Genomic DNA, 22,534 nt, shown 5'->3' on the forward strand with positions numbered 1-22,534 from the left:
TTAAAATTATAACATTAATTCAACATTAATTAAATGGTAATTTAGCTATTCTTTTACATTCACTGTCTATGGAAAACTTTTTTCAATAAAAAAAGAAAGTATACAAATCTGTACACTTTCTTCATCCTATATTTATTTCTTCCAAGCTGGAAGTTTTTCTAACATTCCTTTTGCTGCACTCTTAGCTGCCTCTTCCTCTAACCCTTGAGTTTTAATAATAAACCCAGTCATAGATTCAAGCTTTTCCTCATAGGATTGCATTGTTCCATCAGGTCTTGCACAATAAACGCAATAATCCTTACTTTCATCCCCCATTGCAAATTCACTTTGAGTTTTCATTGGCATTCCACAAGCTATACATGTTTTCATTTTAATTTCTCCTTTCTATTTGTTAATTAAATTTATAAAGTGATCAATTAATCTCTTCCCGTGCGCATCAAAAAGAGTGCCCTCTTTCGTAAATAAATCACTATTTATTAAATAATGATGAACTAAACCTATCCATGTATTAAAAATTAAATCTAGAGGTATCTCTCGTATTTTGCATTCCTTTATATCTTTTTCTGCAACTTGAATTATATGAAAGGATATTGCGGACTGAATCATAACCACTGAATTACGAGAACTTTCATTCAGCAAACGACTTTCTAGAATCAATCTAGTATAGAAGTCTTCATATTCACTAATCCCTCTTAGGTGAGCTTCAAGAACCTCTCTCATCTCACAGTCACTACTAACAAGTTCATGCAGCCTGGTAGTAATCCTTCTACCAAACTCTTCAATAACCTCTTCTAAAAGATTATCTCTAGTCGGAAAATGAGAGAAAATAGTGCCATGAGATACCTCTGCCACCTTTGCAATATCCGATGTACGAGCTAAAGTCAATCCATCCTTTGCAAATTGATTAAGTGCTACCTCAATAATATGATTTCTAGTTTTAAGTTTCTGATCTTGTCTCTGTGTTCCAGCCATATAATTCCCCTCTTTTTCATTGAGTAATTACTCATTGAGTATAGACTCATTTTACCATGTGTATTTATAGCTGTCAACCATATAATTCCACTTTTATTATCTCCCCCTCAAATAAATATAAAAAAGAGTTGTACTTAAATAACAACTAAGTATAACTCCTCTCTCATTAAATAGGCTTTCATTTATTTATGAAGATAAACATATAAACATATTCCATCTTGTTTTATTTCATATCTATTAAAAGGTGTTTCTTTTAATAACCTCTCAAAATCTTTTTTTGTGTATGCCCCTTGTTTCAAGAAAGTTTTAAAGGAGAATTTCACAAAATACTTATCAAACCCCTTCATTCCTGATTTTGTTACTTCATTATTTATATCTTCAGCTGTTGCCTCATAATTCATGTCAATTATTAGAGATGTTCCACCTTCTTTAAGAACTCTATGCATTTCATTTAGTGCTTTTACGGGATCTTTAAAATTTTTAAATGCAGCACTGCATACTATAAAATCGAAAGAATCATCCTCACAAGGGAGGTTTGAGGCATTTCCTTCTTTAAAATCAACGGAAACATTTGCTTCCTTTGCATTATTTTTTTCAATCTCAACAAAATCGGCACTTATCTCAACTCCTGTTAAATTAAAACCCTTCTTAGCAAGTTCAATTGATAAATAGCCTGGACCAGGAGCTACTTCTAATATATTTGCATTTTTATCAACATGAGAAGCAACTTCATCAGCATATCTTTTCATTTCTGCAATTCTGCTTTTGCGAGAATTCTTATCATACCATTTTGCTGTTAAACCATAAATACCAATATCCTTATTCTTTCTCATATTTTTCATATCATTCATCATAATTAGCCTTCTCCTTATAAAACATATTGATTTTATTAAAATTATTACCTATAATTATAAGCACCTAACATAGTTAGGTATCTAACACTGTTAGTGTATCATCTAACAGTGTTAGTGTCAATATTTTTTATAATTTTTTGGAGTGATTTTATGGCTATAACAAAAGAATCAATTATAAAAGCATCACTAGATATATTAAATCGTGATGGAATAAACAATTTATCAATGAGGGCTTTGGCTAAAGAATTAGATATTAAGGCTGCCTCCTTATATTGGCATATCAAAGATAAACAAGATTTATATGATTTGATTGCTGAACATATTAACAAAGAAATAGTATTACCTAAAGACTTAGAGGACCCAAAAGAAACCTTAATAGCTCTTTCTTTAGAAATACGTAGAGTTTTATTAAACACCAGAGATGCTGTAGAAGTTTTGGCAACATCTTTTCCACGCACTCCAAGCAGGATAGAAGGTATTAAATTTATTTTAGCTACTTTAACTAGCTATGGAGTTTCTAATAAAAATTGTCTGACTGCTGCAAATATTTTAAATAATTATGTTTTATCCTTTGTTGCTGATGAAATTCGTGGAAAAGATATTTCACCTGAAGCAGCTAAACAGTTTGGCTTAATTTTTGGAGAACAATATGAAATGAGTATAGATTTTGAGGTTCAATTTTTATATGGACTAGAAGTTATATTAGCGGGGTTAGTTGTTGATTAAAAAGAAATGGCAAATCAAAATTTCCATAAATTTTGATTTGCCATTTTAAAATATATGTTATTTAAAATCAATATACTTTCGCTGAACTTATTAAGCTTTTTATACAATATACCCTCTTTTTTCAAGTATCTTCATAGTTTCATTCCACAATTTATCTTGCATACCCTTATCATTACCAGGATATATTGGAGTAATCTTTTTTTCCGTACCAACATTAAAATATCCACCAGTTATATTATTATATTCTGAGCTAGTAGCTAAGCGAAGAATAATATCTGCCCCTTTACGCGGGTCTCCAATATGTAAAGCCTTTAATATTTTTTCAAGTATTGATGAAAACCAAAGTTCACGTCCAAGACCTGTAACATTGAAGCCTGGATTAAGTGAATTAACGGTAACCCCTGTTCCAGCATGTTTACGTGCAAGTTCATAGGTAAACATAATATCTAATAACTTAGTCTTTCCATAAATTAATGATGACCCTCTAGCTGTAAAACTAGTTGTATCTAATAAATCTTCTGGAAGTTTAAGCTCGCCATGATTTCGTGATGCTTCAGAAGCTACATTTATGATTCTTGCATTTTCTGAATTGATTAATGACTCTTTTAATATATTGGTTAATAACCATGGTGCTAAATAATTAACTGCTATCATTTCAGAAAAGCCTTCCGAAGTTACTCTTTGTTCAAATGCATGTAGTCCAGCATTATTAATAAGTACATTAATTTTAGGATACTTTACTTTGATCTCCTCTCCTATTCTCTTAACGTCTTTAAGTAGTGATAAGTCTCCATAGAAAAAGTCTATTTTAGATTTAGGATTTAATTCTTGCAACATTTTTTTTGTAATATCCGCTTTTTCCTTGTTTCTTGCAGTCAGTACTAGATCTGCACCTTTCTTCACTAATTCAATTGCCACCAATTGTCCAAGTCCACTAGTAGCACCAGTAATTACAACAGTACTATATTTATCCATAGTAATCCTCCTTGCTTGACATGATTTAAATAAGCAACTATACTTGACATATGTCAACTATATAAAAGTATTTGATATATGTCAAGTATTTTTATATCTAGATTTTAATATGAGGTGAACTATGGAAAATAAAACAAATAGTAAAAGTACTACTAGAATAAATTTAGAATTAAACTTAGGTAAACAGTTAAATGCACTAATAAGTGCATCTCATGCATTAAATATGAAAACAGCTGCACGTTTTAATTCCACATTGCAACCTGCTGCTTTTCTTATTGTTCGCTGGCTTTACTCCTATGGCCCAACAAGTGCTACAGCTTTAGCTGATTCAACAGCAATGGACCGTAGTTCCGTTAGTAGACTTGTGAATCAATTAAAAAAATTAAATTATGTAAAAAGTGAGCCATCTCCTCATGATAAACGAGGCGTATTATTATCCCTGACAGATCTTGGAATAGAAAAAACTATTGAGGCTTTAAAGGAGAAAGAATCTGCTTTCTATGAGCGTATTTCTAGATGGGATGATTCAGAACTTGAAAACTTTATAGAAATGCTTAAAGATTTTAATCAACCAGATAATATATAAGACATTTCTGAACTTTCAACTACTATAAAAATATATTAGTTGAAAGTTCAAAAAAATAATTATGCTTAAGAATTTATATCTAGGGTTTCTTTTCTAACTACTCTAACTTTAATTTTTATACACATCTTTTCTCTTAATCTTGCATATTGAGTTAGTGGTGGATCAAAAGGTTTAAATTTTGTTGTAGTTACTGGTACTGGCACCTTAATCTTCATAGTTTGAGGTGGAGCATCAGGATCAAGAGGGTTTGGAGGTAGTGGTATTTCCACTTCTTGATAAGTCACTGTTGTTGATGAATATTGAGTTTGAATTGGTTCTGGATTTAATAATTCATCATGTGTCCCTACTATTTCTGCGCCTACTACTTCTACTACATCTGTTTCTCTTAATTTTTCTCCTGGTGGAAGATTTAATTTTACAAATCCACCAAAGTCTATTACTTTTGTCATATGATGAAGTGGTCCATAAACTGTTGGATATCCAGCTGAATCTTCCATTCCTACTCCTACCATCTCAATTGGATTTACTGGAGTTGGGGTTGGAGGAGTATCCCCTGCAGCAGTCATAGGTGTTGGAGGCATAGGAGTAGTTTCTTTTGGAACTCGTGCTGCAATTTTATAAGATATATTTTTTGTTATCCATGCATTAAACATAACAGCACTATCTCTTGTAGGATATGCCTTAACTTCAACGCTCTCATCAATATTTTGTATTTTAAATAATCTTGAAGCTACATTAGAAAGAAGGCCGCCAGTTCCCTCTTGTGGAGGTAGGGCATCGAAATCAAATACTACTTCTTTAAAAAATAGTTCTTCTTGCTCAGCAATAATAACATTGGTTTCAATTGTTTTTCTAACCATATCTTTTACTCCTTTGTTTAGTAAATTTTACTCACTTACTTATCTATATCATCAAAGCTCTTAACATCATAATTTTCATCATCATTCACAACTGTAGAATTAGTAATGTTTAAGAAATAGAAATTATAAGATATTGAAACATCTTTACTATCAACTACTGTTGTAACTACAGTATTAACTAACCCTTCTTGATTTGGTGTTTCCCCTGGTGAAGGCTCATCTATTGCTTGAATTTTATCCCTATAAGCACTCCAGCTTGGATCATTTTTATAAACATCCACCATGCCTACTGGAACGTATATTGCTAATTCTTTAGGTGTATTCAAGAAAACATTTTTGCCTAGGGTTGGCACCCTATTTCCAAAAATAATAACTTTTAAAAGGCTTTTACAATCTTTCATAGCTTCATCTGAGATATTCATTATTGATTCTGGTATAGTTATACTCTCAATTTTTTGATTCTTTACTACTCTATTTTCACTATTGCTAAATGCATTTTTACCAATTGAAACCACTGGTTTATTACTAAATTGACTAGGGATTTCTATTTCTTTAGGCATTTCTACATCAGCTTTTGCAAATATTGAATAACCTCCATCACTTCTTAATTGAAAGACGAAATATTGATCTCCTGTGGCAGCTGAAACTTCAATATTTTTTTGCACATATTTTCCCTTACTTATATTATCTTCAATTAATCTCATTAGTTTGCTACTAAAGTCATTCATAATATTTCTCCTTTGAATACTTATTTTTCTTCTCTACCTGTACAATACATCATATTCCCCTGCTACATAATATGTTACGGCAAGTGTAATTAAGCTCATAAAAAAAGAAAAGAAGTGCCACCCTCTAATGGGGTTAGCACCTCTTTTAGTCTACATATTTATAATTCTACACTATTGATAATCCACCATCTACTACAATATGCTGACCTGTTACATAACTTGATGCATCGGAAGAGAAATAAAGAATAGTTCCATTTAATTCTCCCCTTTTAGCTGGTCTATTTGCTGGGCAAAGCATATTATATTTTGTTAAGAACTCCTCTGACTTAAATAAAGTATTTTCTGTCATTTCAGATTCAAATAATCCTGGACATACAGCATTTACAGTAATTCCAAATTGAGCATAAGATGCTGCCATTCCTCTTGAAAGTCCAATTACAGCTGCTTTAGATGCATTATAAGAATGCCTTATAAATATATCATTTTTATCTGCAAGTAACGCATTAATAGAACTAATATTAACTACCTTACCGTAGTTTTGTTTTTTCATAATTGGAATTACGTATTTACTAACTAAGTAAATCCCCTTAACATTAGTATCCATACTTCTATTCCAGTCTTCCTCACTTAAAGTGTCAACTCCACCACGAACTGCTATTCCAGCATTATTAAGTAAAATATCTATCCTGCCAAATTCATTAACTGCCTTTTCTATTGCAGCTTTAACTTCTTCTTCCTTAGTCACATCGCATTTAATTGAAATTGCCTTAACTCCCAAAGCCTCTATTTCTTTTTCAAGATCCTCAAGTTTTTCTATTCTCCTTGCTAAAAGACATAAGTTAACGCCTTCCTTTGCATAAGCTAAGGCTGCATCTTTTCCGAGTCCACTTGAGGCTCCAGTAACTACAGCTATTTTACCCTTTAATTCAAACATGACCATACCTCCATAAATTTATTTCAAATTTTTGTGAACTATATATTATATATATTCCCTTTGTAAAATATAAATATTATTTATAAATATCCGAGAATTCTATTTTAATTTTTTCAACTTTAGATTGATCATTTAAATTATTATCAACCTTAGTCTCTTGTTCATCTGAAATAACCTTAGCTGGAAGATATATATTAAATTCTGTTCCTTCTCCATATATACTTTTTACTCCAATTGTTCCCCCATGCATTTCAACTAATCCTCTAACTATAGATAATCCTATTCCACTTCCTTCATGGCTTCTACTTAACAGTGGATCTATCTGCTTAAATCTTTGGAAAAGCTCCGGTATTCTTTCTTCTGGTATGCCTATTCCTGTATCTTTTACAGAAATAATTACATGATTCTCCTTATCGAATAAAGATACTTCTATACTATCTCCTGGACTAGTGAATTTAGTTGCATTAGAAATTAAGTTAAGTAAAATCCTCTCAAGTTTCGCTGGGTCAAAGGCCATAATTTTTTCTTCTACATCTGTATCAAATATTATTGTTCTTGACATGTTTTGTACATACTCAGCTGTTGATTGTGTTATATCTTCTACAACTTGTACTATATTTGCATTCATTAATTCTAAACTTACAAAACCTGAATCAATCTTGGTAACATCAATAAGATTGTTTACTAATCTCAATAATCTATAACAATTTTGTTTTATACTTCCAGTGTAACCTTTAATTTTCTTAATGTCTACTTCGTCACCACTATTAATAAATACATCAAATAGTTGAGCAGTTGAAAATATAATATTAAGTGGTGTTCTTAATTCATGAGACATATTTGCTATAAATTCTGTTTTTAACTTATCATACTGTACTGTTTTTTCAAGCAAACACTTATTTTCTGCTAGCATATTATTAAAACTATTTGAGAGAATCCCTATTTCATCTTTGCTATCTATATCACATCTTACTGATAGATCTCCTTTTCCCGCTATCTCCACGCAGTCTTTTAATTTATTTATAGGTTTTACTAAGTTATGAGCTATTATTAATGCTATAATTCCTCCTAGTATAACTATCCCTAATCCTGTTAATAGTGTGGTTTCATAAATTGATATTGCTGAAGAATTAAGTTCATCAAAATTGGCTGAAGTTACAATATACCAATGCCAAGGCTCAAAGTATTTATAATATCCTACTTTTTTTATCCCATTATATGTATACTCAATTTTCCCGCTATTATTTGTATGCATATTCTGTACAAAATCATGATTTTTCACATTTTTCCCTTTATCATAAGGGTGAACAATTACATTCCCATCTGAATCTAATATATATGCATAACCAGTTTGTCCTAATTTTATATTGCTTAAGGTTTCCTCTAGATAATCATTAATAACTTTATTTCCAATACCTATTGCCCCTATTACTTTGTTGTCTTTATCAAGCAATGGTTTCATTCTTGTTATATATGCATTATTTCGTATAACTATATCTCCGGTATATTCTTCTTTATTAAGTATCTTTTTATAAGCTAGAGAATCACTAGGTATATAAGTACCTATTATACTTTTATCTTCTTCTGAAATTGTACTTGAAACTCTAATTAATTTATTATCATAAAGTAGAAATATAGATCCAACTGTACCAGTAGATTGTTTAAGCTTATCAACTACTGTATTGTCTAATGACAATCTCTGCTTTCCAGCATACAAAACTGGCAAATTAAAATCTCCAACTTTTACAGTTTCATTATACTCTACCCTCAATGCATCAAAATCATTTAAAATAGACATGGCAAAGTTTAAATCCCCATAGGATTTTTCTGTGAGCAAATCATTTCTTACACTAAGTGTCGTACATATTGATTCTGTTAAACGCTGACTTTTTTCATTTACCTCTGTTAATACTGCCTTTTGGGATCTTTCTGCAATAAGAAATCCTAATACACTTACAGCAAATATAATTAACCCTAAATAGCTTATAATAAGCTTATACTTAATTTTCATAAAGAAAACCTTCTCCTTTGTTTGTGATTTATAAAAAATCTAATTTTAAATAAAAAATGACCGCATAATTATATCATACAATTAACTTTTTCGTATATAATTTCTCAAACATGACTTAAATCTTTATTAATTAGATATAGGGACGTTTTGTTTGTACCCTTATTACAAACAAAACGTCCCTATTCTATACATTTAAGTAGTTACTATACAATCTTTTATAAACATCTTCAAATTTATAAAATCCTGTTCCTAAAATAGCTGTGTTTACATTAGAACTATCCACACTTACTGGCGTAAGTAAAATAGATGGCACATCTACCTTACCATTATTTACTGTATCAGTTGTTTCTATTGCTTCTCCCCTCATAAATTTTATAGCTACGTCTATTGCAGTTTTTCCTAGTTGTCTTGTATCTTTAAAAACAGTCATAGATTGAGTTCCATCAATTATTCTTCTAATTGCATCTATATCTGCATCTTGCCCTGTTACAGCAACCCTTCCCGCTAAGCCTTGCTCCTTTAACGCCTCAATTGCTGCCCCTGCAATAGCATCATTAGGAGCTAAGATTGCATCTACTCTATTATTATTTGCCATTAATGATTCTTTTACTATATTATAGCCATTCTTTGGATCCCAATTATCTACTATCTTATCTGTAACTATTCTTATCTCCCCTCTACTAACTAGAGGCTGTATATATTCCATTGCTCCCCTCTTAAAAGAATTTCCCCCAGCATCACCAGAGAGAATAATATAATTACCCCTTGGAACTTTTTTTGTGAGATACTTTCCTTGAAGTTCTCCAATCATTAAATTATTAAAAGCTATAAATAAATCTACATCAGAATTTTTTATTAGTTCTTCATAAGAAATCACTTTAATACCTTCATTATGAGCATCCTTAACTAATTCAGCTTCAACTTCTGGAACCACTGGCGTTATTATTAGTAGATCCACTCCTTCTTTTATTAATTCTTCTACTTGCTCATCTTGTTTCTTTAAATTAAATTCAGAATATACTATCTTTAATAAAACATTTTGTTGCTTTGCCTCATCTTCCATGGCTTCCTTATCCCTAACCCATCTTAATTCTCTCTGATTAGGCAAAGTTACACCTATCACTTCATGCTCTCTGTGCTTACATTCATATAATATTTCTAAATACTCTATGTTTAAGCTCTCTTTATTAATATATCTAGCTATAATACTTAAATCCTCAGGTATCGATAAATACAAACCCATCACCTTTTCTCAATCACTCACTAATTATCATATTCAAGTGAAATGGCAATTGGAACATGTTCCTACAGGTTAACTATAAAAACCGTGCTAGTTTTATCTAGCACGGTTAAAACTAATCTAGCAACTAATTGCTCTTAAAGCTTGCGCTACTTTCCTTGCAAAATCTAATGGACAGTCTATAGATTCAAAATTAACATATACAAGTCTTGGAGTATCAAATAACCAACGGCTGTTAATTGAAGTAACGATTATACCAACTCTTCTAAGTGCACCAACAAAAGCATTGACCTCCTGCTGCAATAAAGGTACTTCTCCTAGATTTAGTGTTCTTCCATTCCTATCAGGATTCTCAAAAGAAAATCTTGCACCTATTGCTAAAGGTGAACGAGTTCTTCTTCCAAGTATTTCAACGTTTAAGTTTCTATTAAAGCCTACTACGCACAAGTTATTTCTATCTACAAAGATATTAGACCTCAATATTGATGCGAATCTTCTGCAAACAGTGCATTCTCTATTGCAACAGTTTAGATTTCTGTTCAACGGATCATTGTTTATAAAATTATTATTGTTTATGAAATTTTCATTGTTTATCTGGTTATCATTATTTATCAAGTTATCATTGTTTATGAAGTTATCATTGTTTATGAAGTTATCATTGTCTAAATTTGAATTTTCTTCACCAAGGTTAAAAAAGTTATCCATACACCCATCTCCTTGTCTTTTATTTATAGAGACAATTTCTTATCCCTATGTAACATGAGAGTGTGTATATACTACATAATATTCCTTAATAATTTTTTTGTGAACATATATATTAAAATATAAAAAAAAAGAGTGCATTGTCTTAAATAAATGCAATACACTCCATTATAAACAACTAGCACTTTAAGTCTAATCTAGAAACCACACTAGCATGATCTGATGGCCAAAGCCTAGTAAAAGTTCTATCTTCTTGAGCTTCACCAACTAATTCATCCTTCAGTACATTCCAATTAATATTCTTCTTAACTAAGATCAAGTCAATTCTTTCACTTAAGGTAGATAGAGCATTTAGCACATCACTATCTTGGTGGGCAGTAAATCCATTCCCAACGCCACCTACAACCCAAGTATCTGATAAACCTGCTGCTATTAAATTATTATAGGTTAATCCAACATAAGCATTTGAATTAAAGTCACCCAAAAGAATAAGAGGAAGATTTGTATTTGCTGGGCCTGCTAATAGTTCATTTGCCTGAGCAACTTGCACTTGTAAATCAAGCGGTTGAAGATGAGTATTAATGAGTCTGAACTTCTTTCCTTTAATACAAGCATTAATATATGACCAGCCCTGTAGAAGTGTAACTGTTTTCCCTCCTATTTGAACTTGAAGATTAGTTGTAAAATTAGCTTCTTGTTTACTAATAACCTCTACATCACTATCCCTACGAATTAAAATAGCATCCCTATCAATTAATCTAACTAGATTTCCTGTACTTGCAGGAAGTACAACATTTGCATTGAAGTTTTGTGCTGCAACTCTATACCTAACGCCTTTCTTTGCTAATTCATAAAGAAGAATATCTATAAAATTAAAAACAACTTTTTTTGCATTTGGAGGAATTAGCTCAACAATAACAGCTTCTTGTAAACCAATAAGATCTGGCTTCTTTAATGCTATCTGGCTAGCTATTGCCTTTGCTCTTTCTGGAAAATTGGTAGCAAGGAATTGACGATAAGCCTCTGTAACACGCTCTGGGATTTGCTGAGGTGTCGCCATAAATATAGGTGTTACGTCTTCACCTTGATAAATATTCCAAGTCATTACTGTAAGTCCTATTTTATCCAATGGAAGCATAGTTCTCCCCCCCTTTACTCCCTATATTACCTTTATATGCTTGGACACCATATTATGTGAATCTTTTTATAACACAAAAAATAAAAGACGTTTTGGGTTCAAAACGTCTCTTTTACTATTTCAATCTTATTTGTTTATTATAAATTTCATTTCCTTCTGCTTCACTTATTACCTTACTATCCACCATACTTTGTATTACTTGCTTTTGCCTTTCTCTAGCTAGTATAAAGTTATTATATGGATCATAACTACTTGGAGCATTAGGAAGTCCAGCTAGCATAGTAAGTTCTCCTGAATTTAATTCTGATGGTTTCCTTCCAAAATAGTTCTCTGAAGCCATATATAATCCATAAGCTCCATGTCCAAAATAAACTATATTAGAATATAAGGCTAAGGTTTCTTCTTTACTCATGGTATCATACACTCCAATTGCATAGATTCCCTCAAGTAGCTTCCACTGTAATTGCTTTGTTCTGCTACTTAAAAGAGTATTATGAACTAACTGCTGAGTTATTGTAGAGCCTCCTTGGACAAGCTCTCCGCTTTTGATATCTACATATACTGCTCTAGCTATCCCCTTTGGGTCAACACCTGGATTCTTTAAGAAACTTCGGTCTTCTGTAGCTATTAATGCTTTCTTATACATTTCAGGTATCTCATTATAACTTAAATACTTACTGTTATTTTCTTCTATGCTAGTATTTACATTGGCACGTATCTTATCATCAATCTTGTTTATATTAGTAAAATAAAATTTAAGTCCAAACCATCCTATGCATAAAACTACAAGTATAAAAATAAGGAATTTAAACAAAGTTAGCAGGCAGCCTCTTTTTTTACGTCTCTTTTTATCCTTTGCCATAAATCTTCCCCCCGTCATTATTATAGGGTTTTAAGTTAAGTTTCCTATAAAAAACCCTATAAGCCCTCTTACATTCCACAAACCCCTTACTTTATTATCGTAATTTTACTATTTTTCTTATCTTAAGCATATCTTTTTGAGTTAATAATATCGTAGTATGAATTTACAGTTAGGAAATAATAAATCATGTAAATAATTGTGTATGCACCTATAGTTATAATTATAGGCAATGTTAAATTTAATCTAGTGATTTTTGCCAAAAGAGTTGATGCAACTAAGCTGTGTATTATTCCTATTACTAAAGGAAGAGCAAAAACCATAAAAATCTGTTTGCTTATAGATGATTTAATTTCCTTGTTTGTGACCCCAATCTTTCTTAGGATTTCATATCTATTTTTATCATCACTAGCCTCTGATAATTGTTTAAAGAAGATTATGCTACCTGTAGCAACTAAGAATACAAGACCTAAGAATGCTCCTATAAAAATTATAAGCCCTGAATAAGTAAGCCCTGCTCTATAATCCTCATAATATGCAGAATAGTTAAAATAGCTTCCATCTGTTTTAGGTAGTTTATTATTGATTAATCTTATAAATTCATTAGTAAGCTCTTCGCTATCCTTTTTATTATCAGTAATATATCCCTTTATTCTATATAGATTGTCTTTTAAGTAATACTTATTATAAACTTCGTCTTTTACAACTACTACTCTTCTAATCATTCCTGTGTTTACAAGAGAATAGTCTTTATAGTCTTTAACTTTTAGGGTCTGCTTCTGATTATTAGTATCTATATTAATTGTCTTACCTGCATAATTGTTTTTTGTAGTAAAGTTTAAAATCTCATCGTAAATTACAACTTCATCATTACTATTTAACTCTACCATATCCTTTAATCCACGTGCACTTGCAACTTTATTATAGTTACTTTCTGATATTAAATAAAAGTTTGACGCCTGGTCTGCATCTACCCAAAATCCATGAACTTTGGCAAAGTTCATATCTACAGATGATAATATTTTATTTTTAGGATACTTTGAAATTATATCCTCTACATTTTTATCTAAGGATGTATTATTGCTTGCAAATGCATACGTAAAGGCATGATTTTTTTGCAAATTAATTGTAAGGTCATAATAGAAACTTGAAGATACCTCCATTGCAGTTAAAGTTGCTGCGCTCAATACTGCAATTATTGCTAAAGTTCTAGCACTTCCTTTGATTCTATATAAAAGCTGAGAAGTTCCTACCATGTTTATACCGCTATAGTATCTTCTCTTATTCTTCTTTGAAAGTTTAATAACTAGTAAAGTCAAGGAAGAGAAAAGTAAGAAGGTTCCTATTACAGTAAGTATTAAAGTTACTGGTATGGCAAATACACTTAAAGCCAATGGTCCTTTTGTATATAATAAATAACCTGCAGCTATAAATATAATAGCTAATGCTGATCTAATTAGAGATGCCTTTGGCTCTCTTTCCCCTTCATTTTCAGCCTTAAATAGCTCTATAAGCTTAAATTTATATATTAGTCTATAGCCGTTAATTGAAGTTAGGAGGAACAATATTGAAAATATTATAGCTGTATTTATAACAGCCTTAATAGGTATCATAAATGAAATACTTGCAGAAAAGCCCATAAGTTTAATAAGTAACATTATAAATAGCTTAGAAAGTAAGCCTCCAACAAGAATACCAGCGATAAGGGCAAGTATACCCATAACAATGTTTTCATAGAAAAGCATTCTTCCTATTTCTTTTTTTCTAATTCCAAGTAAAGAATAAAGCGCAACTTCCTTCTTTCTTTTTCTAATAAAGAAAGAATTAGAATACCAAATAAATATGGAAACAAACACTGCAACCACTATAGCTGCTGCCTTAAATACTGCTGCAAAATTCACCGAAGATCCTACAGCCTCTTGAACCTTTGTATTATATTGAATTGAGGTAAAAGTAAAGTAAATCATTATACTAAATATCATCGATACAAAGTATAAAAAGTAGTTGTAAAAATTTCTTTTTATATTTTTAAAGGCAATATCAAATAAGCCCATTAATTTCTCACTCCTTTAAATATCTAGTGTTCTTGTTTATTACATATCAGTTAAGCCGCCGCCTAAGGTCTTAAGTACATCTAAAATTTTTTGGAAGAATTCTTTTCTAGATCCTCCCCTTGCGATTTCTGTAAATAATAAACCATCCTTGATAAAGATTATTCTCTTGCAATAACTAGCTGCAAAGGCGTCATGAGTTACCATCATAATAGTAGCTTTATTATTTTCATTTAAATCACTTAAAGCTTGAAGAAGCTCAGTTGATGACTTAGAATCTAATGCTCCAGTTGGTTCATCAGCTAAGATTAATGCTGGCTTATTTATAATAGCTCTAGCTGCAGCAGTTCTTTGCTTTTGACCACCTGAGATCTCATATGGGTACTTATTTAAAATATTATCTATCCCGAGACTTCTAGCTACTTCCCTAAGTCTATTTTCTATTTCCTTTAAATTAACCTTTGAAAGTGCAAGTGGAAGGACTATATTCTCCTTTACTGTTAAGGTATCTAAAAGATTAAAATCCTGAAATATAAATCCTAACTTATTTCTTCTAAATACAGATAGCTTCTCTTCATTCATCTTAACTATATCTTCTCCACCAATAGTAACCATTCCGCTGCTTGGTTTATCAATAGTAGATATAATATTTAAAAGTGTTGTTTTACCTGCACCAGAAGGCCCCATGATACCTACGAATTCACCTTCTTTGATATTTAGATCTATATCATGAAGTGCAGTGTATACATTGCCCCTTGATCCATAAACTTTTTTTAAGCTTTTAGCTGTTAAAACATCATTCATATCTATTCTCCTTTATATCTTGTTTCGAACTACAATATTATTGTACAAAGTATAGCATATTCAATCCATTTCTCTTCCTTACAAAACAATATTTTAACCTTACAATATTGTCACATATGAATATCCTTTACGAAAACTAGATTAATTGTAGTTGGATATTCAAGGCGATTGTAAAAAAGTTTAGTCATTCTTTTTCGTGGGCCCCTCGCAGCCACTACGTGGGGTGTAACGAAATTATAGAATGACTTTTTTTTACAGCACCTATTAAAATTATTAACAAAAAAAGTGGCAACGCCACTTTTCTAATCCTCTGAAACCTCATAATAGTCTATAAGTTTGGGAAACACAATTGTAACCCTAGTATACTCTCCATACTTTGATTCAATAGTTATATCATGCCCTAGCTTTCTTGCAAGCTTTTTAGAGAGGTATAGACCCATTCCCGTAGATTTGTAGTTCTCTCTTCCATTATACCCCGTAAAGCCTTTATCAAAGACTCTATGAAGGTCTTCTTCCTTTATTCCAATACCATTATCATCTATAACTAATTTTTGAGCCTTCTCTTCTACCATTCCATATACCTTAATCCTTCCACCCATGGAAGTATACTTTAGGGAATTAGCTAGGATTTGATCTACAATAAATGCTAGCCACTTTTTATCTGTTGTAACTATTAGTTCTGTATTTTCTATCTCTATATTTATTTTCTTATTAATAAAGGTTTTTGCCTGTTTTTTAACCCCTTCTTTAACTAATCTATCTAGTTCAAGCTCATTTATAAGATAATCTTTAGAGAAATCATCTATTTTTGAGTAGTACAGTGCCTGCTCAATATAATTTTCAATTTTATCTATTTCCTCTTCAAGACTATATAAAATTTCTTTACTTGGATTTTTAGCATTGTTTTCAATTAATAATCTGCTTGCAGATATAGGAGTCTTAACTTGATGCACCCAAGAAGTTATAAACTCTTCATAATCTTTTTTATGTTCTTGAAGACTTAATATCTTTGAGCTTTGCTCATTAAATAAAGCTTTAAGCACCTCATGATGAAGAATTTGTTCATGAGTCTTAGGTGCCATAAGTCTATCCATAATTTCATCACTGTTATTCTCAACAATGTTATTTAAATTTTTATAATAATCTCTGAGCCTAAGATATCCCGCTATTAAATAAATAATAAAAAAGGTCAAAGAAACTAAATTAATATATAGTACATTTTCAACATTTACTTTCTTAGAACCATCTAAGAAAATTACTAAGGATATAAATAACATAAGCAGTGCATAAAAAAGCAGTGTAAATTTTCTATCAGCTAAATATTTAGTGAATTTCATAGAATAACATACCCTTGCCCTTTCTTAGTTTGGATATAACTTTTAAGACCTATATCCTCAAGTTTCTTTCTAAGTCTATTAATATTTACCGTTAGGGTATTATCATCAACAAAGCTCTCATCTTCCCATAGAGCTCTCATTATTTCATCTCTACTTACTATCTCCCCCTTATCTTGCATAAGGGTATAAAGGATTTTAAATTCATTCTTAGTAAGCTCTAGTTTTTTGTCATTATATATAACTGAACTATCCTTTAGGTTAAGAACCACTCCTTGATGCTCAATTACACTTGAAAAAGCATTTATATAGTCATAAGTCCTTCTTAAAAGGGCATTTACCTTTGCCATAAGTACATCTAACGAAAAAGGCTTTTGAATAAAGTCATCTCCACCCATGTTTACAGCCATTATTATATCCATATTAGTATTTCTAGAGGATATAAAGATTATTGGAACCTTTGACACTTCTCTAATCTTGCCGCACCAATAAAAGCCATCATGAGAGGGAAGATTTATATCCATTAAAACAAGCTGAGGATCATATTTTACAAAATCATTAAAGGTATCATTAAAGTTTTCAACTCTATGTCCTTCGAATCCCCATCTTACTATATTTTCTAAGATTATTTCACTCATTTTTTTGTCATCTTCTACAATCATTATTTTAAACATGAGAAAACCTCTTTCTTTCCTAGACTCACAACAATATTATATACTAGAAAATAAAAAAAGGGCAATTAAGCCCTTCTTTTATTGAAATCTTAGTTTATATCTTATTCACGCTCTTTTTATCCATAATTATAGATATCATATATAAAGCTAAAACTGGTGTAACTAAAAGTGATGTGCAAGCTATTCCAATTCCTATAGAAAACTTTGTTGCTATAATCCCAATAATAGGACCACCTATAATTTGCCCAAAGGCATTAATTTGCGAATTCATAGAAAGTATGGTTGCTCTTGCATTATCTTCTATATGATTATTTAGCCAGGCACTAAATACTGGCTCATTTATGGTTCTAAACATATTTACTGATAAAAATGCTATTAGCATTAAGTTAAAGTTCTTTGTTAAGGCAAACACTAACATGAAGACTGTATAGAATGCATTAACACCTAATAATAATCTCCCACTATGACTCTCTTCTTCCTTCTCTATTCTTTTTGAAATTAACTGCATTACTATTGTACTTAAAATCATTCCTGCTATTCCAAATATCCCAAACCATGTTACTGGCTGAAGATTCCAAAGTCTTGGCAAGGTAGTATCTTGTAAAAAATGCGCATTAGAAAGTCTGTCATACCCTTCACTAGATAAACCATAAAATAAAGTTACTAAAAGTAAAATAACTATTATAGATTTACTTTTTATAAACTTATAACCTGTTTTAAATGTATGTCCCATTTTTCTAAAGGTATTTATATCTTCTGGTGCAGAGGTTTTAAAATTCATCTCTGGCATAAAGAAAGCTAAAAATATTCCTAGAATTATGCTTAAGCATCCGCTAATTATAAAAGGCATACTAATATAAAAATTAGCAATAATTGTACTTAAGATTATACCTACTACTGAACCAACTTGTCCTGCTTGCGCACCTTTAATATACACTTGTTCTAAATCTCTTGTTTTCTCTTCTTCTGCAATCCAAGCCTCAGTTGCTCCACTAATAAAGGTTGCACCTAAGCCCCATACTATCTGCGCTAGAAGTACAAATATAAAACTTGGAACAGAACCTTCTAATATGAAGCCTACACCCATTAAAACTGTACCAATAACGATAGAAAGTTTGCGACTATATACATCTGCAACTATCCCTGTAGGTATTTCAAAAATAAAGCAGGCTGCCTCTAAGGTTGTTCCCACAAGAATAAGCTGAAGTGGGTTTAAATGAACCTTTTCCACATGATACACTATCATAATTGTAGCTATTAATGAAAAGCATAGACCTGTAATTGCTGAATATATTAAATAAGTTTTATACGCTGAAAGTTTTTTAACCATTAATTGTTCACCATCCTAATATTAATAAAAAATCTGTTTTTACTTATAAATCTAAATTTATTAAATAAACACTTCATCCTAATAACCTCCTAAACTAAAAAAAGCCGCAATGAACAAGGGTTCACTTACAGCTTCATAATCCTTTAACCTAAATAAAAACATGAATTTAGTTACTTAATCTAAAAACGTAGTAAAAATAGGCATAAAAATACCGTGAATAGACCACGGTTATCTTAATTATGCAAATAAGGTGTAACATGCTCATTATAATGTTGATTATTTTTATGGTACACAAATTAAACCTCCACTAATTGCAAGATTTTTTAATGTCCATATAAAATAATCCTTATTCAGTTAGTTTAATTTAAAACTACCTCTTTGCGCATATTTTCAACACCTTTACGTTTATTCATGTTTATATTTAACATATTCTATTATACAAGAAATAATTGATTTTTCAACGTTTATCTACTAATTAAGAAAAATAAAAAAGAGCAATTAAGCTCTTCTTTATTGAAATATACTAATTTGTACTTTTCTTTTTTAATACCAAAATAAGATCTTCTAAGGCTGAGATAATTGCCTCAGTTTTTTGAGGTTCTAAGTCTCCAATTATAGACTCATTAAGTTCACTCGTAATATTGCATACATCTGTACTTTTTAAAAATTCAGGTGAAATAGATAACTTAACTGTTCTTCTATTTTCTTTAGGTATCTCCCTTATTACAATTTCTTTATTAACAAGTTGATCAACTAATCTAGAAACTGAACTTTTTGGCAAATCAAGCTTTTCACTTAGTTCTATTAAGGAGATATCTTTATTATTATATATCTCAAACATGACCATAAATTGAGAAGTTGTTATTCCCAAATTCTCTGCACTTGACTCAATATGACCGTTTAAGCTTCCTTGAATTACTCTAAGCAAGTTCATTATTTTATGAATACAATTAGTTCCTTTACACATTAAGTACACACCCTTTTTATCCTAACGGTTTTGAATTAATTCATTTACCTTTATATCTGGATGATGATATCTTCCTCTTTTCAAAGTATTTTTCTTATATTGAATAGATTTTTGTGGACACCATTGCATGCATGCTAAGCATATTTCACAGTTATGCTGCCATTCTGGTTTTCCTTCTACCATTTTAATATTATTCGTAGGACAAACCTTTGAGCAAGTACTACAGCCGTTACATTTTTCTGTTACCCAAAAATTTTTATCCATATTATTAGGCTTAAAAGTCTTATATGCTAATCTTCCAAAAGCTATCTTTACTCCACTAATCTTTACTTTAGTCTGTTCATTTTTCTTTATACTGTCTACTATGTTTATTATTTGTTCATCAGCTACTTTAAAACGCTCTTCTTGAACTTCTTTTGAATATGCATCATACATAACTTGATAATTACCTGGCATTCTTACTGTAAAGCCAGCTGAAAGAGAAGCTCCTTTTTTACTTAGTATGTCTTCAATTTGATTTAATGCTATTGTCGTAGTTCCACCAAAGGTTGCAATAGCAAAAATATATGCTGATTTATTCACTTCAAGATTTTCTACAAACTTTTTAACCATTAAAGGTACTCCAGTAAAATATATAGGGAATACAAAGCCAATCTTATCAGATGACATATCTTTAGTAATTGGCAGGTTATCTTTAGTTATTTGTATAAGATTTGCATCTCCTAATCCTTCTTTTACTGCTTTTGATACCTTCAAAGAATTACCTGTTCCGCTAAAATAATAAATTGTAGTACTCATATTGTCCTCCATAAATTATTAATAATTCCGTTTAAATTGTTCCATTTGGAACTGTTCATTATTAAACAATACTATTATATTCTTCTGGAGTCAATATAAGAACAAAAATAATAGAATTAAAAAATCCTTAGGAATTATTAATTCCTAAGGATTTTATTAAATAATATCATAATCGGTTATTTAAACTTTCTTTTTCTAGCTGCTTCTGATTTTTTCTTTCTCTTTACGCTAGGTTTTTCATAGTGTTCTCTTTTTCTAACCTCTGAAAGGACTCCAGATTTAGCACAGCTACGTTTAAATCTTGATAACGCTTGCTCTAATGATTCATTTTCTCTCACTCTGATTTCTGACATAATTCCCGCCTCCCTTCAGTTCAAATCATAATACTACCGAAATATATTATATATCGAATTTGTCAAAACGACAATGAAATATTTTACTTTAACTAAATATTTTATATATTTTTTTATTTTAAGCTAATATATCTCATAATTTCATTATAATAATAGTTTGTCTAAATATCAATGAAATATACAAATTTGAGATTCCACATTAGATAATATAACCTATAACAGGAAATTTTAGTCATAATTTTATTAAAAATAGAAAATAAAATAGTATAATAATTATATAAGATTATTGTCTAATGGACAATAGTAAAATACTACGATATTAAGGAGATTTTTTATGCCAGATATTATAATAGATTTACTTAAGGAATCAGATGCACAAGAACTTTTTAAATTTGAACTTAAAAATAGATCTTTTTTTGAAAGAGTTGGTTTCCCAAGAGGAGATAATTATTATGAATTAAATAGCTTCAATACAATAATAAAGGAGTTAGTTCAGGAACAAGAGAATGGATTAGTATATATGTATTTAATAAAGGATAATGCTGGAATGATCCTTGGAAGAATAAATTTAGTATCAATAGAAAGAGGATGTTTTAATAAGGCTGAACTGGGTTATAGAGTTGGTGAGGAACATCAAGGAAAGGGATATGTAACAAGTGCGGTAAAACTTATTTTAGATGAAGCAGTCAATAAGCATGGACTACATAGATTAGAAGCAGGCACATCACCTAATAACATTGGTTCCCAAATAGCATTAATTAAGAATGGCTTTCAATTTGTTGGACGTTATAATAAATATATTTACAAAAATGGAGAATGGTGTGATAGCATTTATTTTGAGAAAATACTCGATTAAATATATGCTGTTAGAAACAGTCGAATAGTATTTTTCTTATATGGAGCATTGAAGCCTTAAAAATTACAGCAGTAATTTTTAAGGCTTTAATTTATTCTTTTTATGAATCTATATAATTTATAAACATCGAACATATAAAAAAACTTAAGCTCATAACCAACATAATATCCCATTCGATACTAGCAAAGGAGCCTTTGCGTATGACTGTAAAGATTATATATGTTAAATTCATGCTAATAAGGCATATTAAAGTTTTTCTAATTGGGATTTTACTTTTGGATTTCATAGTCTCTCCCCACTTAATAATTTATAATATTTATTAAATTTGTATGTATCTAACAACACCATTATACTTTATTAAACTTTATATATAAACAAAAAATAACAGAGTACAAAATGCATGTAGGTCTGTTATTTTATAATTTATTATTAGTTTTAAAGATTTCTTGTACTTATTACTCTTTTTTAGGAGCTTTGGAGTTTAAATATAAAGCAGTAAGAACATATGCTGCACTTCCAAATAACATTATGCTCCAATTAACATTCGCTAATGATTTTCTAAGTATTAATGATGTAAATATAAATGTTACGTCAAAAAATATAAGATTTGTGATGATTTTCTTGAAAGGGATTTTCTCTTTTGGGTTCATGTGAATCTCCTTACTTAATAATACTATTTAATTTGTATTTACTTAATAATAACTATTATACTTCATTAAATCTATTAGAGAAACAAAAATAACAGAATACGTAATATATGTATGTCTGTTATTTTATAATTT

At 30.4% G+C, this 22,534-nt stretch carries 24 protein-coding genes; 3 read left to right on the plus strand and 21 right to left on the minus strand.

Going from position 1 to position 22,534, the window contains the following annotated elements:
• Nucleotides 1-132: 132 nt before the first annotated feature.
• The 3 genes from PTZ02_RS08625 to PTZ02_RS08635 form a co-directional block, all read right to left on the minus strand.
• Nucleotides 133-369, minus strand: coding sequence for a zinc ribbon domain-containing protein (locus PTZ02_RS08625; RefSeq protein ID WP_238883835.1), 237 nt, complete (start codon nt 367-369; stop codon nt 133-135).
• 15 nt (nt 370-384) lie between these two features.
• Nucleotides 385-972 carry a TetR/AcrR family transcriptional regulator gene (locus tag PTZ02_RS08630; RefSeq protein WP_274227383.1) on the minus strand — a complete coding sequence of 196 codons (588 nt, stop codon included), beginning with the start codon at nt 970-972 and terminating at the stop codon, nt 385-387.
• Nucleotides 973-1,154: 182 nt separating this feature from the next.
• Nucleotides 1,155-1,826 carry a class I SAM-dependent methyltransferase gene (locus PTZ02_RS08635; RefSeq protein ID WP_274227384.1) on the minus strand — a complete coding sequence of 224 codons (672 nt, stop codon included), beginning with the start codon at nt 1,824-1,826 and terminating at the stop codon, nt 1,155-1,157.
• 150 nt (nt 1,827-1,976) lie between these two features.
• Between PTZ02_RS08635 and PTZ02_RS08640 the strand changes: the two genes are divergently transcribed.
• Nucleotides 1,977-2,552 carry a TetR/AcrR family transcriptional regulator C-terminal domain-containing protein gene (locus tag PTZ02_RS08640; protein WP_274227385.1) on the plus strand — a complete coding sequence of 192 codons (576 nt, stop codon included), beginning with the start codon at nt 1,977-1,979 and terminating at the stop codon, nt 2,550-2,552.
• A 99-nt stretch (nt 2,553-2,651) separates the two neighbouring features.
• On the opposite strand, the gene PTZ02_RS08645 is transcribed toward PTZ02_RS08640, so the two are convergent.
• A complete protein-coding gene (locus PTZ02_RS08645) occupies nt 2,652-3,527 on the minus strand; it encodes an SDR family NAD(P)-dependent oxidoreductase (protein ID WP_274227386.1) in 876 nt (291 codons plus the stop codon).
• A gap of 121 nt (nt 3,528-3,648) precedes the next feature.
• Here PTZ02_RS08645 and PTZ02_RS08650 point away from each other — a divergent pair, with 121 nt between their 5' ends.
• The gene (locus PTZ02_RS08650) at nt 3,649-4,113 is read left to right on the plus strand and encodes a MarR family winged helix-turn-helix transcriptional regulator (protein ID WP_274227387.1); all 465 of its coding nucleotides are present in this window, start codon (nt 3,649-3,651) and stop codon (nt 4,111-4,113) included.
• A gap of 65 nt (nt 4,114-4,178) precedes the next feature.
• On the opposite strand, the gene PTZ02_RS08655 is transcribed toward PTZ02_RS08650, so the two are convergent.
• The 16 genes from PTZ02_RS08655 to rpsU form a co-directional block, all read right to left on the minus strand.
• Nucleotides 4,179-4,973: a hypothetical protein gene (locus tag PTZ02_RS08655; protein WP_274227388.1), complete on the minus strand. Its 795-nt coding sequence runs from the start codon at nt 4,971-4,973 to the stop codon at nt 4,179-4,181.
• A gap of 35 nt (nt 4,974-5,008) precedes the next feature.
• Complete coding sequence (locus PTZ02_RS08660) at nt 5,009-5,701, minus strand: leucine-rich repeat protein (RefSeq protein ID WP_274227389.1); 693 nt, start codon at nt 5,699-5,701, stop codon at nt 5,009-5,011.
• Nucleotides 5,702-5,867: 166 nt separating this feature from the next.
• Nucleotides 5,868-6,635: an SDR family NAD(P)-dependent oxidoreductase gene (locus tag PTZ02_RS08665; protein WP_274227390.1), complete on the minus strand. Its 768-nt coding sequence runs from the start codon at nt 6,633-6,635 to the stop codon at nt 5,868-5,870.
• Between the two features lie 76 nt (nt 6,636-6,711).
• Nucleotides 6,712-8,646, minus strand: a complete 1,935-nt coding sequence (locus PTZ02_RS08670) for a Cache 3/Cache 2 fusion domain-containing protein (RefSeq protein ID WP_274227391.1) — start codon at nt 8,644-8,646, stop codon at nt 6,712-6,714.
• Nucleotides 8,647-8,830: 184 nt separating this feature from the next.
• Nucleotides 8,831-9,883 carry a sugar ABC transporter substrate-binding protein gene (locus PTZ02_RS08675; protein WP_274227392.1) on the minus strand — a complete coding sequence of 351 codons (1,053 nt, stop codon included), beginning with the start codon at nt 9,881-9,883 and terminating at the stop codon, nt 8,831-8,833.
• A 123-nt stretch (nt 9,884-10,006) separates the two neighbouring features.
• Complete coding sequence (locus PTZ02_RS08680) at nt 10,007-10,591, minus strand: DUF1259 domain-containing protein (protein WP_274227393.1); 585 nt, start codon at nt 10,589-10,591, stop codon at nt 10,007-10,009.
• Between the two features lie 175 nt (nt 10,592-10,766).
• Complete coding sequence (locus tag PTZ02_RS08685; protein WP_274227394.1) at nt 10,767-11,726, minus strand: endonuclease/exonuclease/phosphatase family protein; 960 nt, start codon at nt 11,724-11,726, stop codon at nt 10,767-10,769.
• Between the two features lie 115 nt (nt 11,727-11,841).
• Entirely contained in the window at nt 11,842-12,588 is a 747-nt protein-coding gene (locus PTZ02_RS08690) for a biosynthetic peptidoglycan transglycosylase (protein WP_274227395.1), read from the minus strand.
• 122 nt (nt 12,589-12,710) lie between these two features.
• Nucleotides 12,711-14,639, minus strand: coding sequence for an ABC transporter permease (locus PTZ02_RS08695; protein WP_274227396.1), 1,929 nt, complete (start codon nt 14,637-14,639; stop codon nt 12,711-12,713).
• Nucleotides 14,640-14,678: 39 nt separating this feature from the next.
• Nucleotides 14,679-15,440, minus strand: a complete 762-nt coding sequence (locus PTZ02_RS08700; RefSeq protein ID WP_274227397.1) for an ABC transporter ATP-binding protein — start codon at nt 15,438-15,440, stop codon at nt 14,679-14,681.
• 302 nt (nt 15,441-15,742) lie between these two features.
• Nucleotides 15,743-16,777, minus strand: a complete 1,035-nt coding sequence (locus PTZ02_RS08705; RefSeq protein ID WP_274227398.1) for a sensor histidine kinase — start codon at nt 16,775-16,777, stop codon at nt 15,743-15,745.
• Nucleotides 16,774-17,448 carry a response regulator transcription factor gene (locus tag PTZ02_RS08710; protein ID WP_274227399.1) on the minus strand — a complete coding sequence of 225 codons (675 nt, stop codon included), beginning with the start codon at nt 17,446-17,448 and terminating at the stop codon, nt 16,774-16,776. The genes PTZ02_RS08705 and PTZ02_RS08710 overlap by 4 nt, the downstream gene beginning before the upstream one ends.
• Nucleotides 17,449-17,542: 94 nt before the next feature.
• Entirely contained in the window at nt 17,543-18,778 is a 1,236-nt protein-coding gene (locus tag PTZ02_RS08715) for an MFS transporter (protein ID WP_274227400.1), read from the minus strand.
• 523 nt (nt 18,779-19,301) lie between these two features.
• Entirely contained in the window at nt 19,302-19,745 is a 444-nt protein-coding gene (locus PTZ02_RS08720; RefSeq protein WP_202768632.1) for a MarR family winged helix-turn-helix transcriptional regulator, read from the minus strand.
• A gap of 21 nt (nt 19,746-19,766) precedes the next feature.
• Entirely contained in the window at nt 19,767-20,543 is a 777-nt protein-coding gene (locus PTZ02_RS08725) for an EFR1 family ferrodoxin (protein ID WP_274227401.1), read from the minus strand.
• Between the two features lie 176 nt (nt 20,544-20,719).
• Nucleotides 20,720-20,896: a 30S ribosomal protein S21 gene (gene rpsU / locus PTZ02_RS08730; RefSeq protein ID WP_202768629.1), complete on the minus strand. Its 177-nt coding sequence runs from the start codon at nt 20,894-20,896 to the stop codon at nt 20,720-20,722.
• Nucleotides 20,897-21,230: 334 nt separating this feature from the next.
• Between rpsU and PTZ02_RS08735 the strand changes: the two genes are divergently transcribed.
• On the plus strand, nt 21,231-21,752 hold the full coding sequence (locus tag PTZ02_RS08735; RefSeq protein WP_274227402.1) for a GNAT family N-acetyltransferase: 522 nt from the start codon (nt 21,231-21,233) through the stop codon (nt 21,750-21,752).
• Nucleotides 21,753-22,207: 455 nt separating this feature from the next.
• On the opposite strand, the gene PTZ02_RS08740 is transcribed toward PTZ02_RS08735, so the two are convergent.
• Nucleotides 22,208-22,402: a hypothetical protein gene (locus PTZ02_RS08740; RefSeq protein WP_202768623.1), complete on the minus strand. Its 195-nt coding sequence runs from the start codon at nt 22,400-22,402 to the stop codon at nt 22,208-22,210.
• Nucleotides 22,403-22,534: the final 132 nt, after the last annotated feature.

It is taken from the genome of Clostridium sp. 'White wine YQ' (assembly GCF_028728205.1).
In the GTDB taxonomy this organism is placed as follows: Bacteria; Bacillota; Clostridia; order Clostridiales; family Clostridiaceae; genus Clostridium_T.

Excerpts from the sequence above, each read along its gene's own strand:
- PTZ02_RS08625 (WP_238883835.1), bottom strand. The coding sequence starts at position 369 with ATGAAAACATGTATAGCTTGTGGAATGCCAATGAAAACTCAAAGTGAA.
- PTZ02_RS08630 (WP_274227383.1), bottom strand. The coding sequence starts at position 972 with ATGGCTGGAACACAGAGACAAGATCAGAAACTTAAAACTAGAAATCAT.
- PTZ02_RS08635 (WP_274227384.1), bottom strand. The coding sequence starts at position 1,826 with ATGATGAATGATATGAAAAATATGAGAAAGAATAAGGATATTGGTATT.
- PTZ02_RS08640 (WP_274227385.1), top strand. The coding sequence starts at position 1,977 with ATGGCTATAACAAAAGAATCAATTATAAAAGCATCACTAGATATATTA.
- PTZ02_RS08645 (WP_274227386.1), bottom strand. The coding sequence starts at position 3,527 with ATGGATAAATATAGTACTGTTGTAATTACTGGTGCTACTAGTGGACTT.
- PTZ02_RS08650 (WP_274227387.1), top strand. The coding sequence starts at position 3,649 with ATGGAAAATAAAACAAATAGTAAAAGTACTACTAGAATAAATTTAGAA.
- PTZ02_RS08655 (WP_274227388.1), bottom strand. The coding sequence starts at position 4,973 with ATGGTTAGAAAAACAATTGAAACCAATGTTATTATTGCTGAGCAAGAA.
- PTZ02_RS08660 (WP_274227389.1), bottom strand. The coding sequence starts at position 5,701 with ATGAATGACTTTAGTAGCAAACTAATGAGATTAATTGAAGATAATATA.
- PTZ02_RS08665 (WP_274227390.1), bottom strand. The coding sequence starts at position 6,635 with ATGTTTGAATTAAAGGGTAAAATAGCTGTAGTTACTGGAGCCTCAAGT.
- PTZ02_RS08670 (WP_274227391.1), bottom strand. The coding sequence starts at position 8,646 with ATGAAAATTAAGTATAAGCTTATTATAAGCTATTTAGGGTTAATTATA.
- PTZ02_RS08680 (WP_274227393.1), bottom strand. The coding sequence starts at position 10,591 with ATGGATAACTTTTTTAACCTTGGTGAAGAAAATTCAAATTTAGACAAT.
- PTZ02_RS08685 (WP_274227394.1), bottom strand. The coding sequence starts at position 11,726 with ATGCTTCCATTGGATAAAATAGGACTTACAGTAATGACTTGGAATATT.
- PTZ02_RS08690 (WP_274227395.1), bottom strand. The coding sequence starts at position 12,588 with ATGGCAAAGGATAAAAAGAGACGTAAAAAAAGAGGCTGCCTGCTAACT.
- PTZ02_RS08695 (WP_274227396.1), bottom strand. The coding sequence starts at position 14,639 with ATGGGCTTATTTGATATTGCCTTTAAAAATATAAAAAGAAATTTTTAC.
- PTZ02_RS08700 (WP_274227397.1), bottom strand. The coding sequence starts at position 15,440 with ATGAATGATGTTTTAACAGCTAAAAGCTTAAAAAAAGTTTATGGATCA.
- PTZ02_RS08705 (WP_274227398.1), bottom strand. The coding sequence starts at position 16,777 with ATGAAATTCACTAAATATTTAGCTGATAGAAAATTTACACTGCTTTTT.
- PTZ02_RS08710 (WP_274227399.1), bottom strand. The coding sequence starts at position 17,448 with ATGTTTAAAATAATGATTGTAGAAGATGACAAAAAAATGAGTGAAATA.
- PTZ02_RS08715 (WP_274227400.1), bottom strand. The coding sequence starts at position 18,778 with ATGGTTAAAAAACTTTCAGCGTATAAAACTTATTTAATATATTCAGCA.
- PTZ02_RS08720 (WP_202768632.1), bottom strand. The coding sequence starts at position 19,745 with ATGTGTAAAGGAACTAATTGTATTCATAAAATAATGAACTTGCTTAGA.
- PTZ02_RS08725 (WP_274227401.1), bottom strand. The coding sequence starts at position 20,543 with ATGAGTACTACAATTTATTATTTTAGCGGAACAGGTAATTCTTTGAAG.
- rpsU (WP_202768629.1), bottom strand. The coding sequence starts at position 20,896 with ATGTCAGAAATCAGAGTGAGAGAAAATGAATCATTAGAGCAAGCGTTA.
- PTZ02_RS08735 (WP_274227402.1), top strand. The coding sequence starts at position 21,231 with ATGCCAGATATTATAATAGATTTACTTAAGGAATCAGATGCACAAGAA.
- PTZ02_RS08740 (WP_202768623.1), bottom strand. The coding sequence starts at position 22,402 with ATGAACCCAAAAGAGAAAATCCCTTTCAAGAAAATCATCACAAATCTT.